The sequence below is a fragment of the Ideonella sp. genome (assembly GCF_036277275.1).
Taxonomy (GTDB): domain Bacteria; phylum Pseudomonadota; class Gammaproteobacteria; order Burkholderiales; family Burkholderiaceae_C; genus Ideonella.
In genome coordinates this window covers 42,695-65,268 of sequence record NZ_DASUNH010000018.1, presented here as the reverse complement: position 1 = coordinate 65,268, position 22,574 = coordinate 42,695, and the positions used below count along the sequence as shown (strand labels likewise).

Here is a 22,574-nt window from a genome sequence, read left to right as displayed (position 1 = left end):
CGGCGGAAGTCCGCCAGCACGTTGGCCAGGTAGGTGTTGAAGCGCGCGGCGGAAGCGCCGTCGATCACACGATGGTCCCAGCTCAGGCTGAGCGGCAGGATCAGACGCGGCTGGAAGGCCTTGCCGTCCCAGCGCGGCTCGGTGGTGCTGCGGCACACGCCCATGATCGCGACCTCGGGCGCGTTGATGATGGGCGTGAAGTAGCGCCCGCCGATGCCGCCCAGCGACGAGATGCTGAAGCAGCCGCCGCTCATGTCGGCCGGGCCCAGCTTGCCGTCGCGCGCCTTCTTGGCCAGCTCGCCCATCTCCTGGCTGATCTGGTAGATGCCCTTCTTGTCGGCGTCCTTGATCACCGGCACCACCAGGCCGTTCGGCGTGTCGGCCGCGAAGCCGATGTGGAAGTACTGCTTGAGCACCAGCTGCTCGCCGTCCAGGCTGGCGTTGAACTCGGGGAACTTCTTCAGCGCCGCGACCGCGGCCTTGATCATGAAGGCCAGCATCGTGACCTTGGTGCCGGACTTCTCGTTCTCCTTGTTCAGCTGCACGCGGAACGCTTCGAGCTCGGTGATGTCGGCATCGTCGTGGTTGGTGACGTGCGGGATCACGACCCAGTTGCGGTGCAGGTTCGCGCCGCTGATCTTCTTGATGCGGCTCAGCTCCTTGCGCTCGACCGGGCCGAACTTGGTGAAATCGACCTGCGGCCAGGGCAGCAGGCCCGGGAAGGCGCCACCGCCTGCAGCGGCGCCTGCCGCTGCCGCAGGCGCCTTGGCCTTTTGCGCGGTGGTCTGCTGGTCACCGGCCATCACCTGCTTGACGAAGTTCTGCACGTCGTCCTGCGTGATGCGGCCCTTGGGGCCCGAACCCTTCACTTCGGCCAGCGGCACGCCGAGCTCGCGCGCGAAGCGCCGGATAGACGGTGATGCGTGCGGCAGCGTGCCCTGCGGCGCGCTGGGCTCATGGGCCGGCAGTGCGGCTGTTGGCGCGGTGCGCTCGACCGGGGCACTGGTCAGCGTACCCGGCGCGTGGCCGGCAGCCGTCACGGTCTGCGCCGGTGCGGGCGCGGCGGCCCCAGCCGAGGCGGCACCGCCCCCTGCGCCTTCGAGCACCACCAATGGCGTGCCTTGGTTGACCTTGTCACCCAGGGCAACCTTGATTTCCTTGACCACACCGGCGTGCGACGACGGGATCTCCATCGACGCCTTGTCGCTCTCGACCGTGATCAGGCTCTGCTCGGCCTTGACCGTGTCGCCCACCTTGACCAGCAGCTCGATGACGACAACGTCCTTGAAGTCACCGATGTCAGGCACGACCACGTCGATGCGGCCACCGGCTGCGGCCGGAGCGGCGTCTGCGGCCGGAGCGGCGGCTGCAACAGGCGCGGCCGCGGGAGGGGGCGGCGCAACCGCCGCGGCAGCGGGTGCCGCAGCCGCGCTGGCAGCCGGGGCAGCCGCAGCGCCTGCAGCCTCTTCCAGCAACAACAGCAGCGTGCCTTGGTTGACCTTGTCACCCAGGCCGACCTTCAGCTCTTTCACCACGCCGCCGTGGGTCGACGGAATCTCCATCGATGCCTTGTCACTCTCCACCGTGACCAGGCTCTGCTCGGGCTTGACCGTGTCGCCGGGCTTGACCAGCAGCTCGATGACGGCCACGTCCTTGAAGTCCCCGATGTCAGGGACCTTCACTTCAACCAATGCCATGTGCGTTGTCTCCTGCTCAGGCGTAGAGCGGGTTGATCTTGTTCGCGTTGATGCCGTACTTGGCAATCGCTTCGGCGACCTTGGCGGCCGGCAGGCTGCCATCGTCGGCCAGCGTCTTCAACGCGGCGACCACAATGTAATGGCGGTTGACCTCGAAGTGCTCGCGCAGCTTCGAGCGGAAGTCGCTGCGGCCGAAGCCGTCGGTGCCCAGCACCTTGTAGGTCCGCCCCTTCGGCATGAAGGCGCGAATCTGTTCGGCGTAATTCTTCATGTAGTCGGTCGATGCGATCACCGGCCCGGCGTGCGGGTTCAGCTGCTCGGTCACGAAGGGTACGCGCGGCTTGTCGGTCGGGTGCAGCAGGTTCCAGCGCTCGCAGTCCTGGCCGTCGCGGGTCAACTCGTTGAAGCTCGGGCAGCTCCACACGTTGGCCGCCACGCCCCACTCGGTTTCCAGCAGCTTCTTGGCGGCGATCGACTCGCGCAGGATCGTGCCCGAGCCGAGCAGGTTCACGCGCGGCGTCTTCTTGGCCCCCTCTTCGAGCAGGTACATGCCCTTGATGATCTGCTCCTCGGTGCCGGCCTTCAGGCCCGGCATCGGGTAGTTCTCGTTCAGCAGGGTGATGTAGTAGAAGACGTTCTCCTGCCGCTCGACCATGCGCTTCAAGCCGTGCTGCATGATCACCCCCACCTCGTGGGCGAAGGTCGGGTCGTAGCTGACACAGTTCGGGATCGTGCCGGCCAGGATGTGGCTGTGGCCGTCTTCGTGCTGCAGGCCTTCGCCGTTCAGCGTGGTGCGGCCCGAGGTGCCGCCGAGCAGGAAGCCGCGGGCTTGCATGTCGCCCGCCGCCCAGGCCATGTCGCCGATGCGCTGGAAGCCGAACATCGAGTAGTAGACGTAGAACGGGATCATGATCCGGTTGTTCGTCGAGTACGACGTGGCCGCCGCGATCCACGAACCCATGCCGCCGGCTTCGTTGATGCCCTCTTGCAGGATCTGGCCGGCCACGTCTTCCTTGTAGTAGGAGACCTGGTCGCGATCCTGCGGCGTGTACTTCTGGCCGTCGGGGTTGTAGATGCCGATCTGGCGGAACAAGCCTTCCATGCCGAAGGTGCGCGCCTCGTCGACCAGGATCGGCACCGTGCGCGGGCCCAGCTGCTTGTCGCGCAGCAAGGTGGTCAGGAAGCGCACATACGCCTGCGTCGTCGAGATCTCGCGGCCCTCGGCGGTCGGGTCCAGCACCGACTGGAAGGTGGCCAGATCGGGCACCGGCAGGCTCTCTTCGGCCTTGCTGCGGCGCTGCGGCAGGTAGCCGCCCAGCGCCTTGCGGCGCTCGTGCAGGTAGCGCATTTCCGGCGTGTCTTCGGCCGGCTTGTAGAACGGGATCTTCGCCAGCTCGCTGTCGGGGATGGGGATGTTGAAGCGGTCGCGGAAGGCCTTGATGTCCTCGTCGGTCAGCTTCTTGGCCTGGTGGGCGATGTTCTTGCCCTCGCCGGCCTTACCCATGCCGAAGCCCTTGACGGTCTTGATCAGCATCACCGTCGGCTGGCCCACGGTGTTGACGGCCTTGTGGTACGCCGCGTAGACCTTCTTCGGGTCGTGGCCGCCGCGGTTCAGGCGCCAGATGTCGTCGTCACTCATCTTGGCGACCATCTCCAGCAGCTTGGGATGGCGGCCGAAGAAGTTCTTGCGCACGAAGGCGCCGTCGTTGGCCTTCATCGCCTGGTAGTCGCCGTCCAGCGTCTCCATCATGACCTTCTTCAGCAGGCCATCCTTGTCGCGCGCCAGCAGCGGGTCCCAGTAGGAGCCCCAGATCAGCTTGATGACGTTCCAGCCGGCACCGCGGAACTCGCCTTCCAGCTCCTGGATGATCTTGCCGTTGCCGCGCACCGGGCCGTCCAGGCGCTGCAGGTTGCAGTTGACAATGAAGATCAGGTTGTCGAGCTTCTCGCGCGCGGCCAGGCCGATCGCGCCCAGGCTCTCCGGCTCGTCCATCTCGCCGTCGCCACAGAAGACCCACACTTTGCGCTTCGAGGTATCGGCAATGCCGCGGGCGTGCAGGTACTTCAGGAACCGCGCCTGGTAGATCGCCATCAACGGGCCCAGGCCCATCGAGACGGTCGGGAACTGCCAGAACTCGGGCATCAGCTTCGGGTGCGGGTAGCTCGACAGGCCCTTGCCGTCGACCTCTTGCCGGAAGTTCAGCAGCTGCTCTTCGGTGATCCGGCCTTCCATGAAGGCGCGGGCGTAGATGCCGGGCGCCGAGTGGCCCTGGATGTAGAGCAGGTCACCGCCGTGGTCGGGCGTGTCGGCATGCCAGAAGTGGTTGAAGCCGGCGCCGAACATCGTGGCCACCGACGCGAACGACGAGATGTGGCCGCCCAGGTCACCGCCGTCCTCGGGGTGCAGGCGGTTGGCCTTGACGACCATCGCCATCGCGTTCCAGCGCATGTAGGCGCGCAGCCGCTCTTCGATTTCGACGTTGCCCAGACACTGGGCTTCGTCCTCGGGCTCGATCGTGTTGACGTAGCCGGTGGTGGCCGAGAACGGCTGGTCGACGCCGTGCTGGCGGGCGTGCTCCAGCAGCTGTTCGAGCAGGAAATGGCCACGATCGCGGCCCTCGGTGTCGATGACGGCCGACAGGGCGTCGAGCCATTCGCGGGTTTCCTGCGCATCCGCATCGTTGGCGGCGGCGCCCAGAAAAGGTTCAGGCAGGGCGGACATCTTTGTCTCCTCGTGAATGGCCAACACGGGCCGGCTTCGTGGGTCGGCGCGAAGTTTCGCACAGCCCGTTTGGATTTTCAAATGGTGGCTGCGCGTTTCATATTGTGGTGTCTACGTAGACTGAACAGCGCTTGCGCCCAGGTCGATTCGCACGCTTGACCTTGACGCGTTTCGCGATGGCAAATGCAGCGCCCGATAATCGCGTCAATGGCCCTGGCACGCGAACCGCTCAAAACTTCCCCATCGCGCCTGCAGCGCTTGTTCGGCCGCTGGTGGCGCCAACAATCGCCGGCTCGGCAAGACCGCTTCGCGACCATCGGCCCGTTGGTCTCGGTGCTGATGTTCCTGGCTGCGATCACCGCCGCCTTCTGGTACCTGCGCAGCGAGGAAATCGACCGCGCCACCGACGCACTGCGCCGTGACACCGAAGTCGCTCAGCAGCAGATCCGCCTGCACCTGATCGAGAACCAGGAGCAGCTCGTGCGCATCGCCCGCGAGCTGGTCACGAAGGACATCGACACCGCCGAGTTCCTGGGCCAGGCCGGTGCCTTCCAGCGCGAGCGACCCGAGGTGCGTCACTTCACCTGGGTCAACGCGCAGCGCCGCGTGCGCGCCAGTCAGGCTGTGCTGAGCTTCCATCCGGAGGATGGCAGCGGCACCAACACCGCCGACCCGTCACTGCCCGCCGAAGGCCGCCGCAGCGAGGCCGAATACACCTTCATCGCTGCGCGCGATACGCGTCAGCCGGTCTACTCCCGCCCGTTCACCGACGCCAGCGGGCTGTCGGTGTTCCAGGTTCAGATCCCGCTGATCGACCGCAGCAACTTCGCCGGCACGCTGATCGTCGAGTACTCGGTCGAGGCACTGGTGCGCTTTTTCGTGCCGACGGAGGTGACGCGCCGCCACCTGGTCAGCGTGCTCGGGCCTGACAACCGCGTGCTGGTCAGCACCGTGAGCTCGATGCCGGGCCAGCCGGCGACGCCGCCGTCGTTGCAGTACGACCTGCCGCTGGCACCCATGTCGAACGGCCTGACGCTGCGCGGCCAGGGTTACCGCACCTCGATCGGCCTGATCGGCAACACGCTGTTCTGGATGGTCGTCGCACTGTCGGTGTTGACGGTGTGGATGCTGCTCGGCACCTGGCGCCACATGCGACGCCGCTCGCAGATCCAGCACGCGCTGGTGCAGGAAACGAACTTCCGCCGGGCGATGGAAAACTCCATGCTGACGGGCATGCGGGCGATGGACAAGGACGGCCGCGTCACCTATGTCAACCCGGCCTTCTGCGCGATGACCGGCTTCGCCGAGGCCGACCTGATCGGCCGCTACCCGCCCTTTCCTTACTGGCCGCCGGACCGCATCGAAGAAAACACCCGGCTGCTGCAGCAGGAGTTGCAGGGCCGCAGCCCGGTCGGCGGCATCGAGGTCAAGGTGATGCGCAAGGACGGCTCGCTGTTCGATGCACGGATGTATGTCTCGCCGCTGATCGACCCCAAGGGCCAGCAGACCGGCTGGATGACCTCGATCACCAACATCACCGAGGCCAAGCGCATCCGCGACCAGCTCTCGGCATCGCACGAACGCTTCACCACCGTGCTCGAGGGTCTGGACGCGGCGGTGTCGGTGCTCTCGGTGCAGCACAGCGAGCTGCTGTTCGCCAACCGCTCGTACCGGCTGTGGTTCGGCGTCGATGCGCGCGGCCACGCGATCCTGGCCAACAGCTCGAACGGCGCACCCTACCTGCCCGAGCCGGATGAGGAAGTGGACGGTCTGTCGGGCTTGCCGACCCAGCCGCTGACCGAGACCGGCGCCCAGCCGCGCGAGGTGTTCGTCGAATCACTGCAGATGTGGTTCGACGTGCGGGCCCGCTACCTGCAATGGACCGACGGCCGCCTCGCGCAGATGCTGATCGCCACCGACATCACCGCACGCCGCCGCGTTGAAGAACAAGCGCAGCAGCAGGCCGAGAAGGCGCAGGTCACGAGCCGCCTGATCACGATGGGCGAGATGGCCTCGTCGGTCGCCCACGAGCTGAACCAGCCGCTGACCGCGATCAACAACTACTGCAACGGCATGGTCAGCCGCGTACGCGCCGGCTCGATCGGCACCGACGACCTGATCGCCGCACTGCAAAAGACCGGCCGCCAGGCCGAGCGCGCCGGCCAGATCATTCACCGCATCCGCTCGTTCGTGAAACGCAGCGAGCCGCAACGTCAGCCCGCCCACGCGCGCGACATCGTGGAGGACGCGGTCGAGCTGGCCGGCATCGAGCTGCGCCGGCGCAAGGTCAACATCCATACCTACGTGGCGCAGCGGCTGCCGATGCTCAACGTCGACCCTATCTTGATCGAGCAGGTGCTGCTGAACCTGCTGAAGAACGCCGCCGAGGCGATCGACAGCGCCAAGATGCAGAACTCGCGCCGCCACATCGAGCTGCGCGTGGTGCCGCGCCACACCCCCGAGGAAGGCGGCGTGATCGAGTTCAGCGTGACCGACATGGGCCCCGGCATGAAGGAAGACGTGCTGGCCCGGTTGTACGAAGCGTTCTTTTCCACCAAAGCCGAAGGCATGGGCATCGGCCTGTCACTTTGTCGATCGATCGTTGAGTCTCACCGGGGCCGGATCAGGGCCCAGAACCTCTACAATGGCGGGTCCGTCACCGGGTGCCGCTTCGCGTTTACCCTGCCGGTCGATCTGTCCCAACGCGCTGAAGCCCACCCCGTGCCAGACGTGCCGGATGTGGCTGCAGCGTCGAACCCGAACGCCTCTGCCTCATGAGCCTGATTCCGAAAAAGGGTACCGTTTACGTGGTCGACGACGACGAGGCGGTGCGAGATTCCCTCCAGTGGCTGCTCGAGGGCAAGGACTACCGGGTCAAGTGTTTTGATTCCGCCGAATCATTTCTCTCGCGCTTCGATCCGCGCGAGGTGGCCTGCCTGATCGCCGACATCCGCATGGACGGCATGAGCGGGCTGGAACTGCAAGACCGCCTGCTGGAGCGCAAGAGCCCGTTGCCGGTCGTCTTCATCACCGGCCACGGTGACGTGCCGATGGCGGTCACGACGATGAAGAAAGGCGCGATGGATTTCATCGAGAAGCCTTTCAAGGAAGAAGAACTGGTGGTGCTGGTCGAACGCATGCTCGATCAAGCCCGCGTCGCCTTCTCGCAGTATCAAGAGCAAGCCAGCCGCGACGCGCTGCTGTCGCGCCTGACCACGCGTGAAGCCCAGGTGCTGGAGCGCATCGTCGCCGGCCGCCTGAACAAGCAGATCGCCGACGACCTGGGCATCAGCATCAAGACGGTGGAGGCGCACCGCGCCAACATCATGGAAAAGCTCAATGCCAACACCGTGGCCGACCTGCTGAAGATCGCGCTGGGTGCCACCCATAAAGCCTGAACCCGGGCCTGAACTTCTTCACGCCGACACCAATTCAAAAGACGGGGCCCCAGGGCCCCGTTTGCGCTTCCAGTCGAGGACTCACCCCATGACCGCTCAACGCATCGACGGCAACGCCCTGTCCAAGCAACTCCGTGCCGAGGTGGCCCAGCGCGCCGCCGCCCTCACCGCCCGTGGCCACCAGCCGGGGCTCGCCGTGATCCTGGTCGGAGAAGACCCTGCCTCGGCCGTCTACGTGCGCAACAAGGTCAAGGCCTGTGAAGACAATGGGCTGCGCTCGGTCTTCGAGAAGTACGACGCCACATTGAGCGAAGCAGACTTGCTGGCCCGCGTCGCCGCGCTGAACATCGACCCCTCGATCCACGGCATCTTGGTGCAGATGCCGCTGCCCAAGCATATCGACGCCACCAAGGTCATCGAATCGATCGATACCGCCAAGGACGTGGACGGCTACTCGGTGCTCTCGGCCGGTGAGTTGATGGCCGGCCTGCCGGGCTTCCGCCCCTGCACGCCTTACGGCTGCATGAAGCTGATCGAGTCGACAGGCGTCTCATTGAGAGGCAAGCACGCGGTCGTGATCGGTCGCAGCAATACCGTCGGCAAGCCGATGGCGATCCTGCTGCTGGCCGCCAATGCAACGGTCACCATCTGCCACAGCGCGACCCCCGACCTGGCCCTGCACACGCGCCAGGCCGACATCGTGGTCGCCGCGGTCGGCAAGCGAAACGTGCTGACGGCCGACATGGTCAAGCCCGGCGCCGTCGTGATCGACGTCGGCATGAACCGCAACGACGAAGGCAAGCTCTGCGGTGACGTGGACTTTGCCGGCGTCAGCGAAGTGGCCAGCTGGATCACTCCGGTGCCCGGCGGCGTCGGCCCGATGACCATCACGATGCTGCTGGTCAATACCATCGAGGCCGCGGAACGCCGCGCCGGCATTTGAGTCTCTTCCGGATCAGCCCAGGACTGCCCATGACCACCACCAACCCGCTGCTCCAGTTCGACCGCCCGATCGCCTTCGACGCGATACGCCCCGAGCATGTGACGCCCGCCATCGACGAACTGCTGGCCGGTGCCAACGCTGCACTGGAACGCGTGGTCGGGCCCGATGTACCGGCCGACTTCGACGCGATGTCGGCCGTGCTGGCGGTGGCCACCGAGCGGCTAGCGCGCGCCTGGGGCGCCGTCGGCCACCTGAGCCACGTGGCGGACACGCCCGAACTGCGCGCCGTGCACGCCGAGAACCTGGCCCGCGTGACCGAGTTCTATACCCGTCAGGGCAGCGACGAGCGCTTGTACGCCAAGTACAAGGCGGTCGCCGTCAGCCCCGGTGCTGCCGGCTTGAGCGCCCCGCGCCGCCAGGCGCTGAGCCACTGGCTGCGCGACTTCAAGCTCGGGGGCGCCGACTTGAAGGGTGAGGCCAAGGCGCGCTTTGCGCAAATCCAGGATCGCATGGCCGAGCTGTCGCAGGCCTATTCGAACCATGTGCTGGATTCAACCGACGCCTTCGCCCACTACGCGACCGAGGACGAACTGGTCGGCGTGCCCGCCGACGTGCTGGAAGGCATGCGCGCCGCGGCCGAGAAAGACGGCCAGCCCGGCTACAAGATCACACTGCACTTCCCGAGCTACTTTCCGGTGCTGCAGTACGGCAGCCATCGGCCGCTGCGCGAAAAGCTCTACACGGCCTACGTCACCCGCGCCAGCGAGCAGGGCCCGACCGAGCTCGACAACTCGCCGGTGATGGCCGAGCTGCTGACGCTGCGCCAAGAAGAAGCTCAGTTGCTGGGTTACGCCAACTACGCCGAGGTGTCACTGGCCCCCAAGATGGCCCGCACGCCGACCGAGGTGATGGCCTTCCTGCGCGACCTGGCTACCAAGGCACGGGCCAGCGCAGAGCATGACCTGGCCGAGTTGCGCGAATTCGCCGCCCGCGACCTGGGCCTGGCCGACCTGCAGTCCTGGGACATTGCCTACGCCAGCGAGAAGCTGAAGGAGGCCCGCTATGCCTTCAGCGATCAGGAGGTGAAAGCCTATTTCCCGCTGCCCAAGGTGCTGCAGGGCCTGTTCGGCATCATCGAGACGCTGTTCGAGGTCACGATCCGCCCGGCGGATGCGCCGGTCTGGAACGAGTCGGTGCGTTTCTTCCGCATCGAGCGGGCCGGCCAACTGGTGGGCGAGTTCTACCTCGACCCGCACGCCCGCGCCGGCAAGCGCCCGGGCGCCTGGATGGACGACGCGCGCGAGCGTTGGCTGCGCCCGGACACCGGTCACCTGCAGACGCCGATCGCACACCTGGTGTGCAACTTCGCGGCGCCGGTTGGCGACAAGCCCGCCCTGCTGACGCACGACGACGTCATCACCCTCTTCCACGAATTCGGTCATGGTCTGCACCACCTGCTGACGCGCGTCGACGACCTCGGCGTGTCGGGCATCGCGGGCGTCGAGTGGGATGCAGTCGAGCTGCCCAGCCAGTTCATGGAGAACTTCTGCTGGGAGTGGGAGGTCGCCAGGCACCTGACCGCCCATGTGGAGACCGGCGAGCCCATGCCACGCGCGCTGTTCGACAAGATGCTGGCGGCCAAGAACTTCCAGAGCGGGCTGCAGACGCTGCGCCAGGTTGAGTTCGGCCTGTTCGACATGCGCCTGCACACCGAGGCCGACGCGCCTCAGCGCATCCAGGCGATCGCCGGCGAAGTGCGTGACGAGGTGGCCGTGATCAAGCCGCCCGCCTTTGCGCGGACCGCTCACACGTTCTCCCACATCTTCGCCGGCGGCTATTCTGCGGGGTATTACTCATACAAGTGGGCAGAGGTGTTGTCCGCCGACGCCTTCAGTGCGTTTGAGGAAGAAGGCGTGCTCAATGCCGCCACCGGCCGCCGCTACCGCAGCGAGATTCTGGAAATGGGCGGCAGCCGGCCGGCGCTCGAAAGCTTCAAGGCCTTCAGGGGCCGCGAGCCGACCATTGACGCTTTGTTGCGTCATCAAGGCATCGCCGCCTGAGTTCTTCCGCTAGATTGCCAACTTGCACGACAGGGTTTGATCACCATGACCACCATTCGCCTCCCGCTCGTTCGTTCGTTGGGATTGGTTACCGCCGCGCTGACGCTCGCTTCGCTGACCCTGCCCGCCCACGCGGTCTACAAGATCGTCGGGCCGGATGGCAAGGTGACCTACTCCGACACCCCGCCGCCGGCTGGCAGCGACGCCAAGGTGAAGCCGGTATCGGTCAGCTCGGGCGGCGGTGCGCCAAACCTGAGCGGGTTGCCGGTCGAGTTGCGCGAGGCTGCGACCAAATACCCGGTGACCCTGTACTCCGCCACTGGCTGCCGCCCGTGTGACACTGGCCGGCAGTTGCTGCAAACGCGCGGCGTGCCATTTGCCGAGAAGATGGTGGGCAACACTTCAGCCGACACGGCGGCCCTGCAAAGCCTGACGGGCGAGAGCACCCTGCCCGTTCTGACCATCGGCCAGCAACAGCTCAAGGGCGTCACCCCAAGTGAGTGGAACAGTTATCTCGATGCAGCGGGATACCCCGGCCAGTCGAAGCTGCCGGCCAACTACCGTGCCCCGGGCCCCACGCCGCTGGTCCAGCCGGCAGCTGCCCCGACAACAGCGGACGCCACACCTGCAGCGCCGGCCGACGCCGCAGCTCCCGCACGCGCGGCCAGCGGCCCAAACATCCGCTTCTGAGCCCCATCAAGCCTGCGGCCGCACGATGCGCGCCGCGGGCATCTGGGCGGCCAGCACCAGTGAGCCCATTAGCCACAGCGGCGCCGCGGGCACCGTGGCTGCGGCCAAGGCCCCAAAGCTGACCGGCATCACGATCGTGGCGGCATTGGTGGCCAGCATGCGCAAGCCCAACGCCTGGCCGTGGCGGTCACCCGGGGTGACCTGGTGCAGCATCGCCAGGATCATCGGCTGCACCGAACCCAGCGCCAGCCCGAGCAGCGCCGAGCCGAGCATCATGCCGGCGGCACCGGGCAGCCAGTAGTAGACAGCGCAGACGACGGTCGCGAGCGCCATCGCGGCGCGCAGGGCCCGCTTCTCGTCCAAGTGGTCGGCCCAGCGCGAAATGGCCAGGCGCACCACGGTCGCGGCCAACGCAAACGAGCCGAGGATCAGCCCGATGCTCGACGCGCTCAAGCCCCGCGCGTGGCCCAGCACCGGCACCGCAAAACTGTGCGCATCCCAGCAGGACGACAGCGCCAGGTTCACCAGCAACAGCTGGCGCAGCGGTGACACCCGCAGCAGGCTCAACGCGCCGCGCGGCCGGCCACGGCTGTCCTCGTCGGGTTTCCAGACCGCGCTCGACGGCCCCTTTGGCACCCGCTGCCCCAACCACCAGGCCAGCAACGGCAGCAAGGCAGCGAAAACAAAGCCCGAGCGGAACCCGATGTGGTCGATCAGCAAGCCCACGACCACCGGCGCCACGGCGTTGGACAATGCCGGGCCGAGCGCGATCCAGCTGAACACGCGCTTCAGGTCGCTGGCGTCGCGTGCCATCAAGCCCGCCTCGCGCTGGATGCCAACCGCAGCCACCGCCACCGCGCCACCGGTCGCCAACGCGGCAATCGCCAACGCGACCGGGTGCTGCGTCAACACCGCCACCAGCGCGCCGGCCAGGCCCATCGCGACGCCCACGCTCAAGGGGCGGTGCAGGCCATGGCGGTCAGCCAACCTGCCGGCCCACAACGACAAGCCGATCGGCGCCACCGCGAACAGCGACAGCAGCACGCCAACAATCCATTCCGGATAACCCCGCTCCAACACCAGCAAGCTGGCGGTGACACGTGTGGCCGCCATGCTGGCGTGCACACAGATCAACGAGCCAACCACCGCCGGCAAGGCGGCGCGCAGGTTGGGCGCTGGCGGCGAGCCCGCCCCGCTCAAGCCTCGCCCTCGGCGCCGGTGTCTTCTTCCGCCAAAGCGCCAAGCAACGCCTGGGCCCGCCCTTCGGGCAAGGTCTCTACCGTTTTCAACCTGGTCGCCATCACGCGCGTGCGCCTCTCGGCAAACTCGATCTGGTTGCTGGCCTCGTCGAGCTTTTTCTTGGTCTTGGCCAGCACGTCCCCGAATTTCTGGAACTCGCTCTTGACGGCGCCGAGCACCTCCCAAACCTCGGCGCTGCGCTTTTCCAGCGCCAGCGTGCGAAAGCCCATCTGCAGGCTGCTCAACGTGGCCAGCAAGGTGGTCGGGCCGGCCAGTGTGATGCGGTGCTCACGCTGCAGCGCTTCCACCAGGCCCGGACGGCGCAAAGCCTCGGCATACAGCCCTTCCGTCGGCACGAAGAGGATGCCAAAGTCGGTGGTGTGGGGCGCGGCGATGTACTTTTCGCGGATCGAGCGCGCTTCTTCGCGCAGCTTGCTCTCGATCGCCTTGCCGGCGGCCTCCACGCCCGCCTTGTCGGCCTGATCCTGGGCGGTCAGGAGCCGCTCGTAGTCTTCACGCGGGAACTTCGCATCGATCGGCAGCCAAAGCGGTGCCCCATCATCGCGCCGGCCCGGCAGGCGAATGGCGAAGTCGACATAACACTTGGAACCCGGCACGGTCTCGACGTTGGCGCCGTACTGCTCGGGCGTGAAGACCTGCTCCAGCAGGCCCGCCAATTGCACCTCACCGAACATCCCGCGCGTCTTCACGTTGGTCAGCACACGGTTCAGCGAGCCGACGTCACGGGCCAGCGACTGCATCTCGCCCAGGCCTTTGTGCACCTGCTCCAGCCGTTCGGCCACCTGCTTGAAACTCTCGCCCAGGCGCTGCTCCAGCGTCGCGTGCAGCTTCTCGTCGACCGTGGCGCGCATTTGCTCGAGCTTGCGCTCGTTGCCCTCTTGCAGCGCGGCGAGCTGGGTCTGCACGGTGCCGCGCACCTCTGCTAGCCGGTTCGCGTTGGCTTCGCCCAGCACACGCAGTTGGTCGGCAATCAGCTGCTGCATCGAACCCAGTTGGGCGCGAAACGAGTCGATCTGCTCGTTCTGCGTCCGGGCCACGTCGCCCGACTGGTTCAACAGCATCTGCTGGAAGTTGCCCAGGTCCGAGCGGGCCATTTGGGCGTTGCGGCCGAGTTCGTCGCGCAGTTCGCGCTCGAGCCGGTCGCTGTCGGCCCGGGCCGCATCGCGAAGCGTGGTGAGCAACGCCTGGGTTTGTGTGTTGTCGTCGTTGCGCCGCCGCAAGCGCAGGCCGATGAAGATCAACACCGTCAGGTTCAGCGCGGCCAGCGCCAACAGCATCCATTCAGTCATGGGTCGATTGTCTCAGCCCATGATCAGCCCTTTGCCCCGCTCAGGCTCGACCTCGCGGATCCGCCGCCCAGGATCGATGGCTCAGGCCACCGCTTCGGGGTTCAGCGGCGTCGGCGGCTGCCCGCCCGTCAAGGCAGCGATCAGGTTGGAGGCCGCCAACTCGGCCATCGCGCGACGGGTGGGCAAGCTGGCGCTCGCGATGTGAGGCGTCAGCACCACGTTGGGCACCGTCAGCAGGCCAGGGTGCACGGTGGGCTCGCCCTCGAATACATCCAACCCCGCTGCGGCGATGCGTCGCTCTCGCAAGGCAGCGGCCAGGGCGGCATCGTCGACCACGCCGCCGCGGGCGATGTTGGTCAACGTCGCCGTCGGTTTCATCAGGGCCAGCTCATTGGCGCCTATCAAGTGGTGCGTCTGCGGCGTGTACGGCACCACGATCACCAGGTGGTCGGCCTGACGGAGCAGATCATGCAGGCTCAGGTAGCGAGCGCCCACCGCAGCCTCGTCGGCCTGAGAGAGCCGGCTACGGTTGTGATAGGCCACCTTCATGTCGAAGCCGAGCGCACCGCGCTTGGCAATGGCCTGGCCGATGCGGCCCATGCCCAGAATGCCCAATGTCGCGCCGTGCACATCGGAGCCGGCGAACAGGTCGTAGGACCACTGCTTCCAGTGGCCGGCGCGCAGCCAATGCTCGCTCTCGGCCATGCGGCGGGCCGTGGCCATCATCAGCGCGAAGCCGAAGTCGGCGGTGGTCTCTGTCAGCACGCCAGGCGCGTTGGTGGCCAGCACCCGGCGCGCGGTGCAAGCGGGCACGTCGATGTTGTTGAAGCCGACCGCCATGCTGCAGACCGCGCGCAATTGCGGACAGGCCGCCAGCAACGCGGCATCGATGCGCTCGGTGCCGGTGATCAATGCCCCCGCGCAGCCTTGCAGCCGCTCGGCCAGTTCTTCGGCCGACAATGGCTCGGTCAATTGGTGGGCATCGACCTCGAAATACTCGGCGAGCCGCTCGCTGATTTCAGGGAAAAGGCGGCGTGCCACCAGCACGCGTTGTCGTTCCTGGGCCATGACTGCGAACACTCCATGAATGGCTTCAAACGCCGTCGCGACAGACGTTTCCCGGGTGGGGGCCGATCATCGCCGCTGTTGATGCGCCCGGCCCCGCCACGACGCGCCGGCCCCGCCCCTTCAGCCATGGAAGCGCGTGAAGCCAGCCACCGGCTCGCGCTCGGTGATCAACGTGTTCTCCACCGCATTGGGGTCGGCATGGCCGAGCGACATGCCGCAGACCACCATTTCGTCGGGCCCCAGCCCCAGTTCAGCCGAAATGACGCGGTGGAACTGCGTGAACGCGGCCTGGGGACAGGTGTCCAGCCCGCGGGCACGGGCGGCCACCATCACGTTCTGCAGGAACATGCCGTAGTCGAGCCAGCTGCCCTGCTGCATCACACGTTCGATCGTGAAGATCAGGCCGACCGGCGCGTCGAAGAACTCGTAGTTCCGGCCATGCTGGCTGTGCATGCGGGCCTTGTCGGCCTTGCCGATGCCGAGCAGGCCGTACAGATCCCAGCCGACCTTGCGTCGGCGATCGATGTACGGCGCGCGCCACTCCGTCGGGTAGTAGGCGTATTCCTCGGTGTGCTGCGAGCGCGCGGCCGGGTCGTCGTAGACCGAGCGCAAGCGCTGCGACAACCTCTGCCGCGCCTCCCCCATCAGCACATGCACATGCCAGGGCTGGGTGTTGGTGCCGGACGGCGCACGTGCGGCCACGGCCAGGATCTCTTCCACCGTGCCGCGTGGCACGGGCGTGGGCAGGAAAGCACGGATGGAGCGGCGCGACGTGATGGCGGCGTCGACGGCCGCAGTCGATTCGACGGTGATGAGGCTCATGGGGTCACACCTTCAAGGGCGCGAGGGCCGCCAGCAGCGCCGGCGGCAGCGGCGTGGGCCGGCGGGTGGCGCGGTCCACGTAAACATGAATGAAATGGCCGGCGGCGGCGGTCAGCGGCTCATCGGCGCCGAACAAGCCCACTTCGTAGCGCACGCTGGAGCGGCCGACGTGTGCCACCCGCAGCCCCGCCTCGACGGCTTGGGGAAAGGCCAGCGGCGCGAAATAGTTGCAGCGTGTCTCGATCACCAGGCCGATCACTGGGCTGGTCTCGATCTGCAGTGCGTCGGCTTCGATCAGGTAGCCGTTCACAGCCGTGTCGAAAAAGCTGTAGTAGACGACGTTGTTGATGTGGCCGTAGGCGTCGTTGTCCATCCAGCGCGTGCCGATGGTGCGGAAGACGCAGTAGGCGCTGCGCGGCTCGGCCTGCACGCGGGTGGCCTCGGAAGTAACGCTGCTGTTCATGCGAGCGATTGTTCCATCGGCACGCGCGCTCGACGCTGCCAGGCGTGCCAGCTGTCGGCGGCCAGCTCCAGCGTGTGCGCCTGCAGCGCCACGGTCTCATGGATGTCGCGCCCGTAGCCACCCGCCATGCTCAGCGCCACCGGTATGCGGCGCTCACGCAACGCAGCGAGCACGCGCCGATCGCGCTCGGCCATGCCGGCAGCGGTCAGCTTGAGCCGGCCCAACCGGTCGTTCTCGTGGGGGTCGGCACCGGCCAGATAGAAGGCCAGTCCCGGCAAGCGACCTTCGTGGTGGCGCCAGACCTGCTCCAGCGCTGCATCGAGCGCCGCCAGGTACGGCAGATCGCCGCATCCGTCGGGCAGTTCGACATCGAGGTCGCCAGGCACCTTGCGGAACGGGAAGTTGCGCTCGCCGTGCATCGAGAAGGTGAACACCGTCGGATCGTCGGCAAAGACGGCCGCCGTACCGTTGCCCTGGTGCACGTCAAGGTCGATCACGACCACCCGCAGCAAGGCCTTGTGAAGGCGGTGCCATTCCGCTTGCATCAGGCGTGCCGCCACAGCCGTGTCATTGAACACGCAATAGCCCGAGCCCTTGTCCGCGCTCGCGTGGTGGGTGCCACCGGCCAGATTGGCTGACACGCCTTCGGCCAATGCCGCTCGCGCGGCGGCGATGGTGGCGCCGACCGAGCGCCGTGCGCGTTCGGCCATCCGCGGCGACCAGGGAAAGCCGATTTCGCGCTGAGCGGCCGCACTGAGCAGCCCTTCGGACACCGCCGCTACATAGACCGGCTCGTGCGCGAGTGCGAGCTCGCCGTCGGACGCCGGCGGCGCCTCCTCGAGCCGGATGCCAGGCAATTGCGCCGCCACCCGGTCGCGCAACAAGCGGTACTTGGGCATCGGGAACCGGTGCCCTTCCGGCAGCGGCAGCACGAAGTGGTCGGAGGTATAGGCCCGCATGGTGCGCAGGCACTTTGCCACAGCGTTCGACCGGCTTGCAGGGTCGATCCGCAAGGACACGGCGCACCGCCGCTTGTCAGGGCCGTGACAGCGCCCGATCCTAGGGCAATGACCCTACTATGCTGCACTGCAACAAAAACAGCTTGCAAAGCTCGGCCAGAACCCCAATACTTCGGACCATGTTGCAGCGCACCATTGGTTTTTGGAACGGCTGCAGTCCCTGCCCCCACCCCACTGATCCGATAGGAGATTCCCATGCTGACCGCTGAACAACTGCTGGCCGCTCAAAAAGCCAACGTCGAAACCCTGTTCGACCTGACCAACAAGGCCTTCGAAGGCGTCGAGAAGCTGGTTGAACTGAACCTGCAACTCGCCAAGGCTTCGCTGGGTGAAGTCGCCGAGACCGCCAAGGCCACGCTGTCGGTCAAGGACGCCCAAGAGCTGCTGTCGCTGCAAGCCGGCCTGCTGCAACCCGCCGCCGAGAAGGCCGCCGCTTACAGCCGCCACCTCTACGACATCGCCGCGTCGACCAACGCCGAAGTGACCAAGGTCGCAGAAGTGCAACTGGCCGACGTCCAGAAGAAATTCATGGCCACCGTCGACAGCGCCGTCAAGAACGCCCCGGCCGGCACCGAAAGCGCCGTGGCCCTGGTGAAGTCGGCCATCTCTGCCGCCAACAACGCCTACGAAAGCGCGCACAAGGCAGCCAAACAAGCTGCTGAAGTGGCCGAGGCCAACTTCCAGGCCGTGACCAACACCGCCGTCAAGGCCGCCCAATCGGCCCCCAAGGCCGCTCGCCGCGCCGCGACGGCTTGATGTGGTCAGACTGGATGCCTGAAGCTCTCTGAAAGAGAGCCAGCCGGGGAACGACGCACCTGCGTGCGCGACCAAATAGCAACGCGACGGAACTTCCGCCGCCTGCCGGTTGTCTCTCAGAACGCCACGCTCGTGCCTGAGCGGCGTGGCCTTCATGGAAGGTTGTCTCCTCGGTACCTTCTGAAAGTTCGGCTTTCCAGGTACCTTCCAACCCGGCTGGTCCTCGCGGACCACCGGGTTTTTTATTGCCTGACGCGCACTTGGCGCAGCTTTCGCCGCTCAGCGCGTCAATGCCGCAATCCGCTGGCGCAACTGCGGCAACGCGGCCAATGCGGCATCGCGGCCCGACTGGACGACCTTCATGCGGGCCGTGAAGTCGGCGCCTGACACGCCGTTCAAGCCCGGGCGCAACACCACGTCGGCCTCTTTCAGCTCGAAACGGTTGATGCTGCGGCTCATGATCGCGAAGGTCTGCAGCAGCATGCGCAGCGCGTCACCGGTGGCATTGCCGTCGGGCGGCGACGAGATGTCGACCGCGATGACCAACTCGGCCCCCATCTGCCGGGCAAATCGCACCGGCACCGGCGACACCAACCCGCCATCCACATATTCCTTGTTGCCGATCTTCACCGGCTGGAACACCGCCGGCACCGCGCTGGATGCGCGCACCGCCACGCCAGCATCGCCGCGCTGGAACAGGATCGGCGTGCCATCGCCCAGATCAGTGGCCACGATGCCCAGCGGCATCTTCATCTGTTCGATATTCAGGCCGCCCGTCTGGCTGCGCACGTAGCGTGCGAGCGCCTCACCGCGGATCAGACCGCGGCCCGGGAATGACCAGTCGGTCAGGCCGGATTCGTCCATCGATTGGGCCAGCGAACCCATTTCGACGCCGCTCTTGCCCGAGGCGTACATCGCGGCCACCAAGCTGCCGGCCGAGGTGCCCACCACCAAGTCGGGCCGGATCCCCTGCTCCTCCAGCACCTGGATCACACCAATGTGGGCGAAGCCGCGCGCCGCGCCGCCCCCCAGCGCCAGCCCGATCCGGGGAGGCCGCGGTGGCGCAGGGGGCACGGCGGGCGGCGGAGGCGATGCCACGGGTGGCTCGGCCACCACAGGTGGGCGCGGCGGCGCCGTCTGGCAGGCCGCCAGCGGCAAGCCGGCTGCGGCCGCCCACATCAGGCGCCAACACAGGGCCCGACGACCCGCGTCAGGGCCCTGGGCACCCTCTTTAGATTCGAAAGAAATATTCAAGTGAAATTTGTGTTCTTTTAAAGCATATAACGAATCCGTAGAGTGCCTTCCAAGCCCTGTTTCACTCGGGGCAACTCCATAGAACCATGTACCAATACACCTCGTTCGACCGCCAGTTCGTGCACCAGCGCGCTGCGCAGTTCCGTGACCAGCTCACCCGCAATTTGGCTGGTGAGCTGGCTGACGACGACTTCCGCCCGCTGCGGCTGCAGAACGGCTGGTACATCCAGCGCCATGCGCCGATGTTGCGTGTGGCCGTGCCTTACGGTGAATTGTCGTCGCGCCAGCTGCGCCAGCTCGCCCGCATCGCACGCGAATTCGACCGCGGCTTCGGCCATTTCACCACCCGTCAGAACCTGCAATACAACTGGATCCCGCTGCCGAAGTCGGCGGACGTGATGGACTTGCTGGCCGAAGTGGACATGCACGGCATCCAGACGTCGGGCAATTGCATCCGCAACATCACCAGCGATGCGTTCGCCGGCATCGCTGCGGACGAGATCGTCGACCCGCGCCCCTACTGCGAGATCCTGCGCCAGTGGAGCACGCTGCACCCCGAGTTCGCCTTCCTGCCGCGCAAGTTCAAGATCGCCGTCAGCGGCACCGTCGAAGACCGCGCTGCGATTGCCTGGCACGACGTCGGCCTGCAGTTGGTCAAGAACGACGCGGGCGAGGTGGGCTTCAAGGTCTACGTCGGCGGCGGCATGGGCCGCACGCCCATCATCGGCACCATCACGAACGCCTTTGTGCCGTGGCAGGAGATCCTCATCTACCTCGAAGCCGTCGTCCGCGTCTACAACCGCTACGGCCGGCGCGACAACGCCTACAAGGCGCGCATCAAGATCCTCGTCAAGGCCGAGGGCCAGAAGTTCATCGACGCGGTGAATACCGAGTTCACCAAGATCCTCGAGCAGGACGTGGATGGCCGCGAACACATCATTCCGCAGTCTGAGCTGGAGCGCGTGTCGCGCCACTTCCAGGATCCGAACGGCGTGCACCCTGCCACCAATGGCTTCGATCCGAACCGCACCGGCCCGGCGCCAGCCGCGTTCCTGCGCTGGCTGGAGCGCAACGTGCACGCCCACCGCGTGCCGGGCTACCGCGCGGTGACGCTGTCGCTCAAGCGCGCGGGCCAGGCCCCGGGCGATGCCACTTCCGAGCAAATGGAAGCCGCCGCCCAGCTGGCCGACCGCTACTCGCTGGGCGAGTTGCGCGTCTCGCACGACCAGAACCTGGTGCTGCCGTGGGTGCGTGAAGCCGACCTGTTCTCGGTCTGGCACGCCGCCAAGGAAGCCAGCTTCGCGACGCCAAACATCGGCCTGCTGACGGACATGATCGCCTGCCCCGGCGGTGACTTCTGCGCGCTGGCCAACGCCCGCTCGATCCCGGTTGCCGCCAGCATCACCGAGCGTTTCGACGACATCGACGCGCTGTACGACATCGGCGACATCGACGTGCACATGAGCGGCTGCATGAACTCCTGCGGCCACCACCACACCGGCCACATCGGCATCCTCGGCGTCGACAAGGACGGCAGCGAGTGGTACCAGATCTCGGTTGCGGGCTCCGACGGCTCGACGCTGAGCGGCGCTGCCGTCCCCGGCAAGGTGATCGGCCCGTCGTTCTCGGCCGACGAAGTGCCCGATGTGGTCGAAGCGCTGATCGACGTCTACCTGCGCGAGCGTCAGGTGGGCGAGCACTTCATCGACACGGCCCGCCGCCTGGGCGTACCGCCTTTCCGTGCCGCGGCCGACGCCGTGCGGCGCGACACCGCCGCGCCGGTGGCGGCCAAGCCGGTCGCCGTGGTGGAAACCGCCGAGGCTGTGTGACCATGAAGTTCATCCAAGCCTCCCAAGACCCGTGGCGTGCGCCGGTGGGTGAATTTGGCCCCCACGCGGTACCGCCAGCAGCAGCCCACAGCCTGCTGACCCTCGAGCAGTGGTTGGCCGTGCGAGACACCTGGCCCGAGGGCTTGCCGGTCGGTTTGACGCTGGTCAACACCGCCACGGTCGAAGACTTGGCCGACGATCTGCCGCGTTTGGCTTTGGTTACACTCCAGTTCCCCAAGTGGATCGATGGCCGCGCCTATAGCCAGGCTCGGTTGTTGCGTGTTCGCCTGCGCTATCTCGGCGAAGTGCGTGCCGCAGGCGATGTGGTCGTCGACATGCTGCCGCTGCTGCAACGCACCGGCTTTGACGCCGTGCAACTGCGCGATGGCCAGAGCGAAGCCAGCGCCCGCCGCGCGCTGCAAATCGTCACCGAACATTACCAGGGCGATGTCCATAAGACCCGCCCGTTGTTTTCGAGGGTTCCTTCATGAGCGTCCAATCGACTTTGTCCTTGCTGCCCGGCGGCGCCCCGGTGTCTAGCGCAATCTCGCTGTACGCCCGCCATACCCAAGGTTACGAGGAGCGCGTCGAAGCGACCATCGCCCAGCTTCGCCAGGCGGCCTTGGAGCACCCCGGCTCCATCGTGCAGGCCACCAGCCTGGGCGCCGAGGACATGGTGCTGACCGATCTCATCGCCAAGCTGAACCTGCCGATTGCGGTGGGCACGCTGCAAACCGGCAAGCTGCACACAGAAACGCTGGCACTGATCCCCGAGATCGAAGCACGCTACAACCTCGATGTGGAGGTCTACAGCCCGCGTGAGGAAGCTGTCGTGCACTTCGTGCGCCGCAACGGCGAAGACGCCATGTACCAGAGCATCGAGCTGCGCAAGGGCTGCTGCCAGATTCGTAAGCTCGAACCGCTGTCGCGCATGCTTCAGGGGCGCCAAGCCTGGGTCACCGGCCTGCGCCGCGAGCAGAGCGCCAACCGCGGCGCCGTGCCGCCGCGGGAGGTCGAGGCGAACGGCCGCGTCAAGTTCAACCCCTTGGCCGATTGGAGCTGGAACGACGTCTGGCACTACATCGAGTCGAACGACGTGCCCTACAACGCGCTGCATGACCAGTTCATGCCCAGCATCGGCTGCGAACCTTGCACGCGAGCCATCGCGGTGGGCGAGGAATTCCGCGCCGGCCGGTGGTGGTGGGAAGACGAAAAGGCCAAGGAATGCGGCCTGCACGTGGCGCAGCCAGTGGCTTCGTCCGCGCAGGAACGCAGCAAAGCCGTCACGGCCTAACGCAACGTTC

The 22,574-nt window shown here is 66.5% G+C and carries 18 protein-coding genes; 9 read left to right on the top strand and 9 right to left on the bottom strand.

The annotated features are described in order from the left end of the window. Positions 1-1,697 (bottom strand): dihydrolipoyllysine-residue acetyltransferase (gene aceF, locus VFY73_RS04015; protein WP_329716622.1); only part of this gene is annotated, 1,697 nt, incomplete at its 3' end. A 16-nt stretch (positions 1,698-1,713) separates the two neighbouring features. Continuing rightward, positions 1,714-4,419 (bottom strand): pyruvate dehydrogenase (acetyl-transferring), homodimeric type, encoded by a 2,706-nt coding sequence (gene aceE / locus VFY73_RS04010; protein ID WP_329716621.1) that lies wholly within the window; start codon positions 4,417-4,419, stop codon positions 1,714-1,716. 207 nt (positions 4,420-4,626) lie between these two features. Here aceE and VFY73_RS04005 point away from each other — a divergent pair, with 207 nt between their 5' ends. From VFY73_RS04005 to VFY73_RS03985, 5 genes are all read left to right on the top strand, one after another. Next, positions 4,627-7,197, top strand: a complete 2,571-nt coding sequence (locus tag VFY73_RS04005) for a PAS domain S-box protein (RefSeq protein WP_329716620.1) — start codon at positions 4,627-4,629, stop codon at positions 7,195-7,197. Further along, entirely contained in the window at positions 7,194-7,817 is a 624-nt protein-coding gene (locus VFY73_RS04000) for a response regulator transcription factor (RefSeq protein WP_329716619.1), read from the top strand. Before VFY73_RS04005 ends, VFY73_RS04000 begins: the two co-directional genes overlap by 4 nt. Positions 7,818-7,905: 88 nt before the next feature. After that, positions 7,906-8,760, top strand: coding sequence for a bifunctional methylenetetrahydrofolate dehydrogenase/methenyltetrahydrofolate cyclohydrolase FolD (gene folD, locus VFY73_RS03995; protein WP_329716618.1), 855 nt, complete (start codon positions 7,906-7,908; stop codon positions 8,758-8,760). A 29-nt stretch (positions 8,761-8,789) separates the two neighbouring features. Next, positions 8,790-10,820: a M3 family metallopeptidase gene (locus tag VFY73_RS03990; protein WP_329716617.1), complete on the top strand. Its 2,031-nt coding sequence runs from the start codon at positions 8,790-8,792 to the stop codon at positions 10,818-10,820. 45 nt (positions 10,821-10,865) lie between these two features. Further along, entirely contained in the window at positions 10,866-11,510 is a 645-nt protein-coding gene (locus VFY73_RS03985) for a glutaredoxin family protein (protein ID WP_329716616.1), read from the top strand. Positions 11,511-11,516: 6 nt separating this feature from the next. Here VFY73_RS03985 and VFY73_RS03980 read toward each other — a convergent pair whose 3' ends face one another. From VFY73_RS03980 to VFY73_RS03955, 6 genes are all read right to left on the bottom strand, one after another. Next, on the bottom strand, positions 11,517-12,635 hold the full coding sequence (locus VFY73_RS03980) for an MFS transporter (RefSeq protein WP_329716624.1): 1,119 nt from the start codon (positions 12,633-12,635) through the stop codon (positions 11,517-11,519). Between the two features lie 71 nt (positions 12,636-12,706). Continuing rightward, complete coding sequence (gene rmuC, locus VFY73_RS03975) at positions 12,707-14,059, bottom strand: DNA recombination protein RmuC (protein ID WP_329716615.1); 1,353 nt, start codon at positions 14,057-14,059, stop codon at positions 12,707-12,709. A gap of 81 nt (positions 14,060-14,140) precedes the next feature. Next, positions 14,141-15,127, bottom strand: coding sequence for a D-glycerate dehydrogenase (locus tag VFY73_RS03970; protein WP_329716614.1), 987 nt, complete (start codon positions 15,125-15,127; stop codon positions 14,141-14,143). A gap of 120 nt (positions 15,128-15,247) precedes the next feature. Next, entirely contained in the window at positions 15,248-15,949 is a 702-nt protein-coding gene (locus VFY73_RS03965) for a nitroreductase (protein ID WP_329716613.1), read from the bottom strand. 4 nt (positions 15,950-15,953) lie between these two features. Next, the gene (locus tag VFY73_RS03960; RefSeq protein WP_329716612.1) at positions 15,954-16,412 is read right to left on the bottom strand and encodes a thioesterase family protein; all 459 of its coding nucleotides are present in this window, start codon (positions 16,410-16,412) and stop codon (positions 15,954-15,956) included. Next, positions 16,409-17,371 (bottom strand): histone deacetylase, encoded by a 963-nt coding sequence (locus VFY73_RS03955; RefSeq protein ID WP_329716611.1) that lies wholly within the window; start codon positions 17,369-17,371, stop codon positions 16,409-16,411. Before VFY73_RS03955 ends, VFY73_RS03960 begins: the two co-directional genes overlap by 4 nt. A 255-nt stretch (positions 17,372-17,626) precedes the next feature. On the opposite strand from VFY73_RS03955, the gene VFY73_RS03950 reads away from it, so the two are divergent. Beyond that, a complete protein-coding gene (locus VFY73_RS03950) occupies positions 17,627-18,187 on the top strand; it encodes a phasin family protein (protein ID WP_329716610.1) in 561 nt (186 codons plus the stop codon). A 279-nt stretch (positions 18,188-18,466) separates the two neighbouring features. Here the strand turns inward: VFY73_RS03950 and VFY73_RS03945 are convergent, their stop codons facing one another. After that, positions 18,467-19,366, bottom strand: coding sequence for a patatin-like phospholipase family protein (locus VFY73_RS03945; protein ID WP_414654388.1), 900 nt, complete (start codon positions 19,364-19,366; stop codon positions 18,467-18,469). Positions 19,367-19,527: 161 nt separating this feature from the next. Here VFY73_RS03945 and VFY73_RS03940 point away from each other — a divergent pair, with 161 nt between their 5' ends. From VFY73_RS03940 to VFY73_RS03930, 3 genes are read left to right on the top strand one after another with little or no spacing between them, the layout of a single operon-like run. Next, entirely contained in the window at positions 19,528-21,270 is a 1,743-nt protein-coding gene (locus VFY73_RS03940; RefSeq protein ID WP_329716608.1) for a nitrite/sulfite reductase, read from the top strand. Positions 21,271-21,272: 2 nt separating this feature from the next. Next, entirely contained in the window at positions 21,273-21,761 is a 489-nt protein-coding gene (locus tag VFY73_RS03935) for a DUF934 domain-containing protein (protein ID WP_329716623.1), read from the top strand. Further along, a complete protein-coding gene (locus VFY73_RS03930; RefSeq protein WP_329716607.1) occupies positions 21,758-22,564 on the top strand; it encodes a phosphoadenylyl-sulfate reductase in 807 nt (268 codons plus the stop codon). Before VFY73_RS03935 ends, VFY73_RS03930 begins: the two co-directional genes overlap by 4 nt. Positions 22,565-22,574: the final 10 nt, after the last annotated feature.

Bases quoted from the DNA above. Each gene is read 5' to 3' on its own strand.
- rmuC (WP_329716615.1), bottom strand. From the start codon at position 14,059: ATGACTGAATGGATGCTGTTGGCGCTGGCCGCGCTGAACCTGACGGTG.
- VFY73_RS03965 (WP_329716613.1), bottom strand. From the start codon at position 15,949: ATGAGCCTCATCACCGTCGAATCGACTGCGGCCGTCGACGCCGCCATC.
- aceE (WP_329716621.1), bottom strand. From the start codon at position 4,419: ATGTCCGCCCTGCCTGAACCTTTTCTGGGCGCCGCCGCCAACGATGCG.
- VFY73_RS03940 (WP_329716608.1), top strand. From the start codon at position 19,528: ATGTACCAATACACCTCGTTCGACCGCCAGTTCGTGCACCAGCGCGCT.
- VFY73_RS03950 (WP_329716610.1), top strand. From the start codon at position 17,627: ATGCTGACCGCTGAACAACTGCTGGCCGCTCAAAAAGCCAACGTCGAA.
- VFY73_RS03985 (WP_329716616.1), top strand. From the start codon at position 10,866: ATGACCACCATTCGCCTCCCGCTCGTTCGTTCGTTGGGATTGGTTACC.
- VFY73_RS03970 (WP_329716614.1), bottom strand. From the start codon at position 15,127: ATGGCCCAGGAACGACAACGCGTGCTGGTGGCACGCCGCCTTTTCCCT.
- VFY73_RS04005 (WP_329716620.1), top strand. From the start codon at position 4,627: ATGGCCCTGGCACGCGAACCGCTCAAAACTTCCCCATCGCGCCTGCAG.
- VFY73_RS03990 (WP_329716617.1), top strand. From the start codon at position 8,790: ATGACCACCACCAACCCGCTGCTCCAGTTCGACCGCCCGATCGCCTTC.
- folD (WP_329716618.1), top strand. From the start codon at position 7,906: ATGACCGCTCAACGCATCGACGGCAACGCCCTGTCCAAGCAACTCCGT.
- VFY73_RS03930 (WP_329716607.1), top strand. From the start codon at position 21,758: ATGAGCGTCCAATCGACTTTGTCCTTGCTGCCCGGCGGCGCCCCGGTG.
- VFY73_RS04000 (WP_329716619.1), top strand. From the start codon at position 7,194: ATGAGCCTGATTCCGAAAAAGGGTACCGTTTACGTGGTCGACGACGAC.
- VFY73_RS03945 (WP_414654388.1), bottom strand. From the start codon at position 19,366: ATGTGGGCGGCCGCAGCCGGCTTGCCGCTGGCGGCCTGCCAGACGGCG.
- VFY73_RS03955 (WP_329716611.1), bottom strand. From the start codon at position 17,371: ATGCGGGCCTATACCTCCGACCACTTCGTGCTGCCGCTGCCGGAAGGG.
- VFY73_RS03935 (WP_329716623.1), top strand. From the start codon at position 21,273: ATGAAGTTCATCCAAGCCTCCCAAGACCCGTGGCGTGCGCCGGTGGGT.
- VFY73_RS03960 (WP_329716612.1), bottom strand. From the start codon at position 16,412: ATGAACAGCAGCGTTACTTCCGAGGCCACCCGCGTGCAGGCCGAGCCG.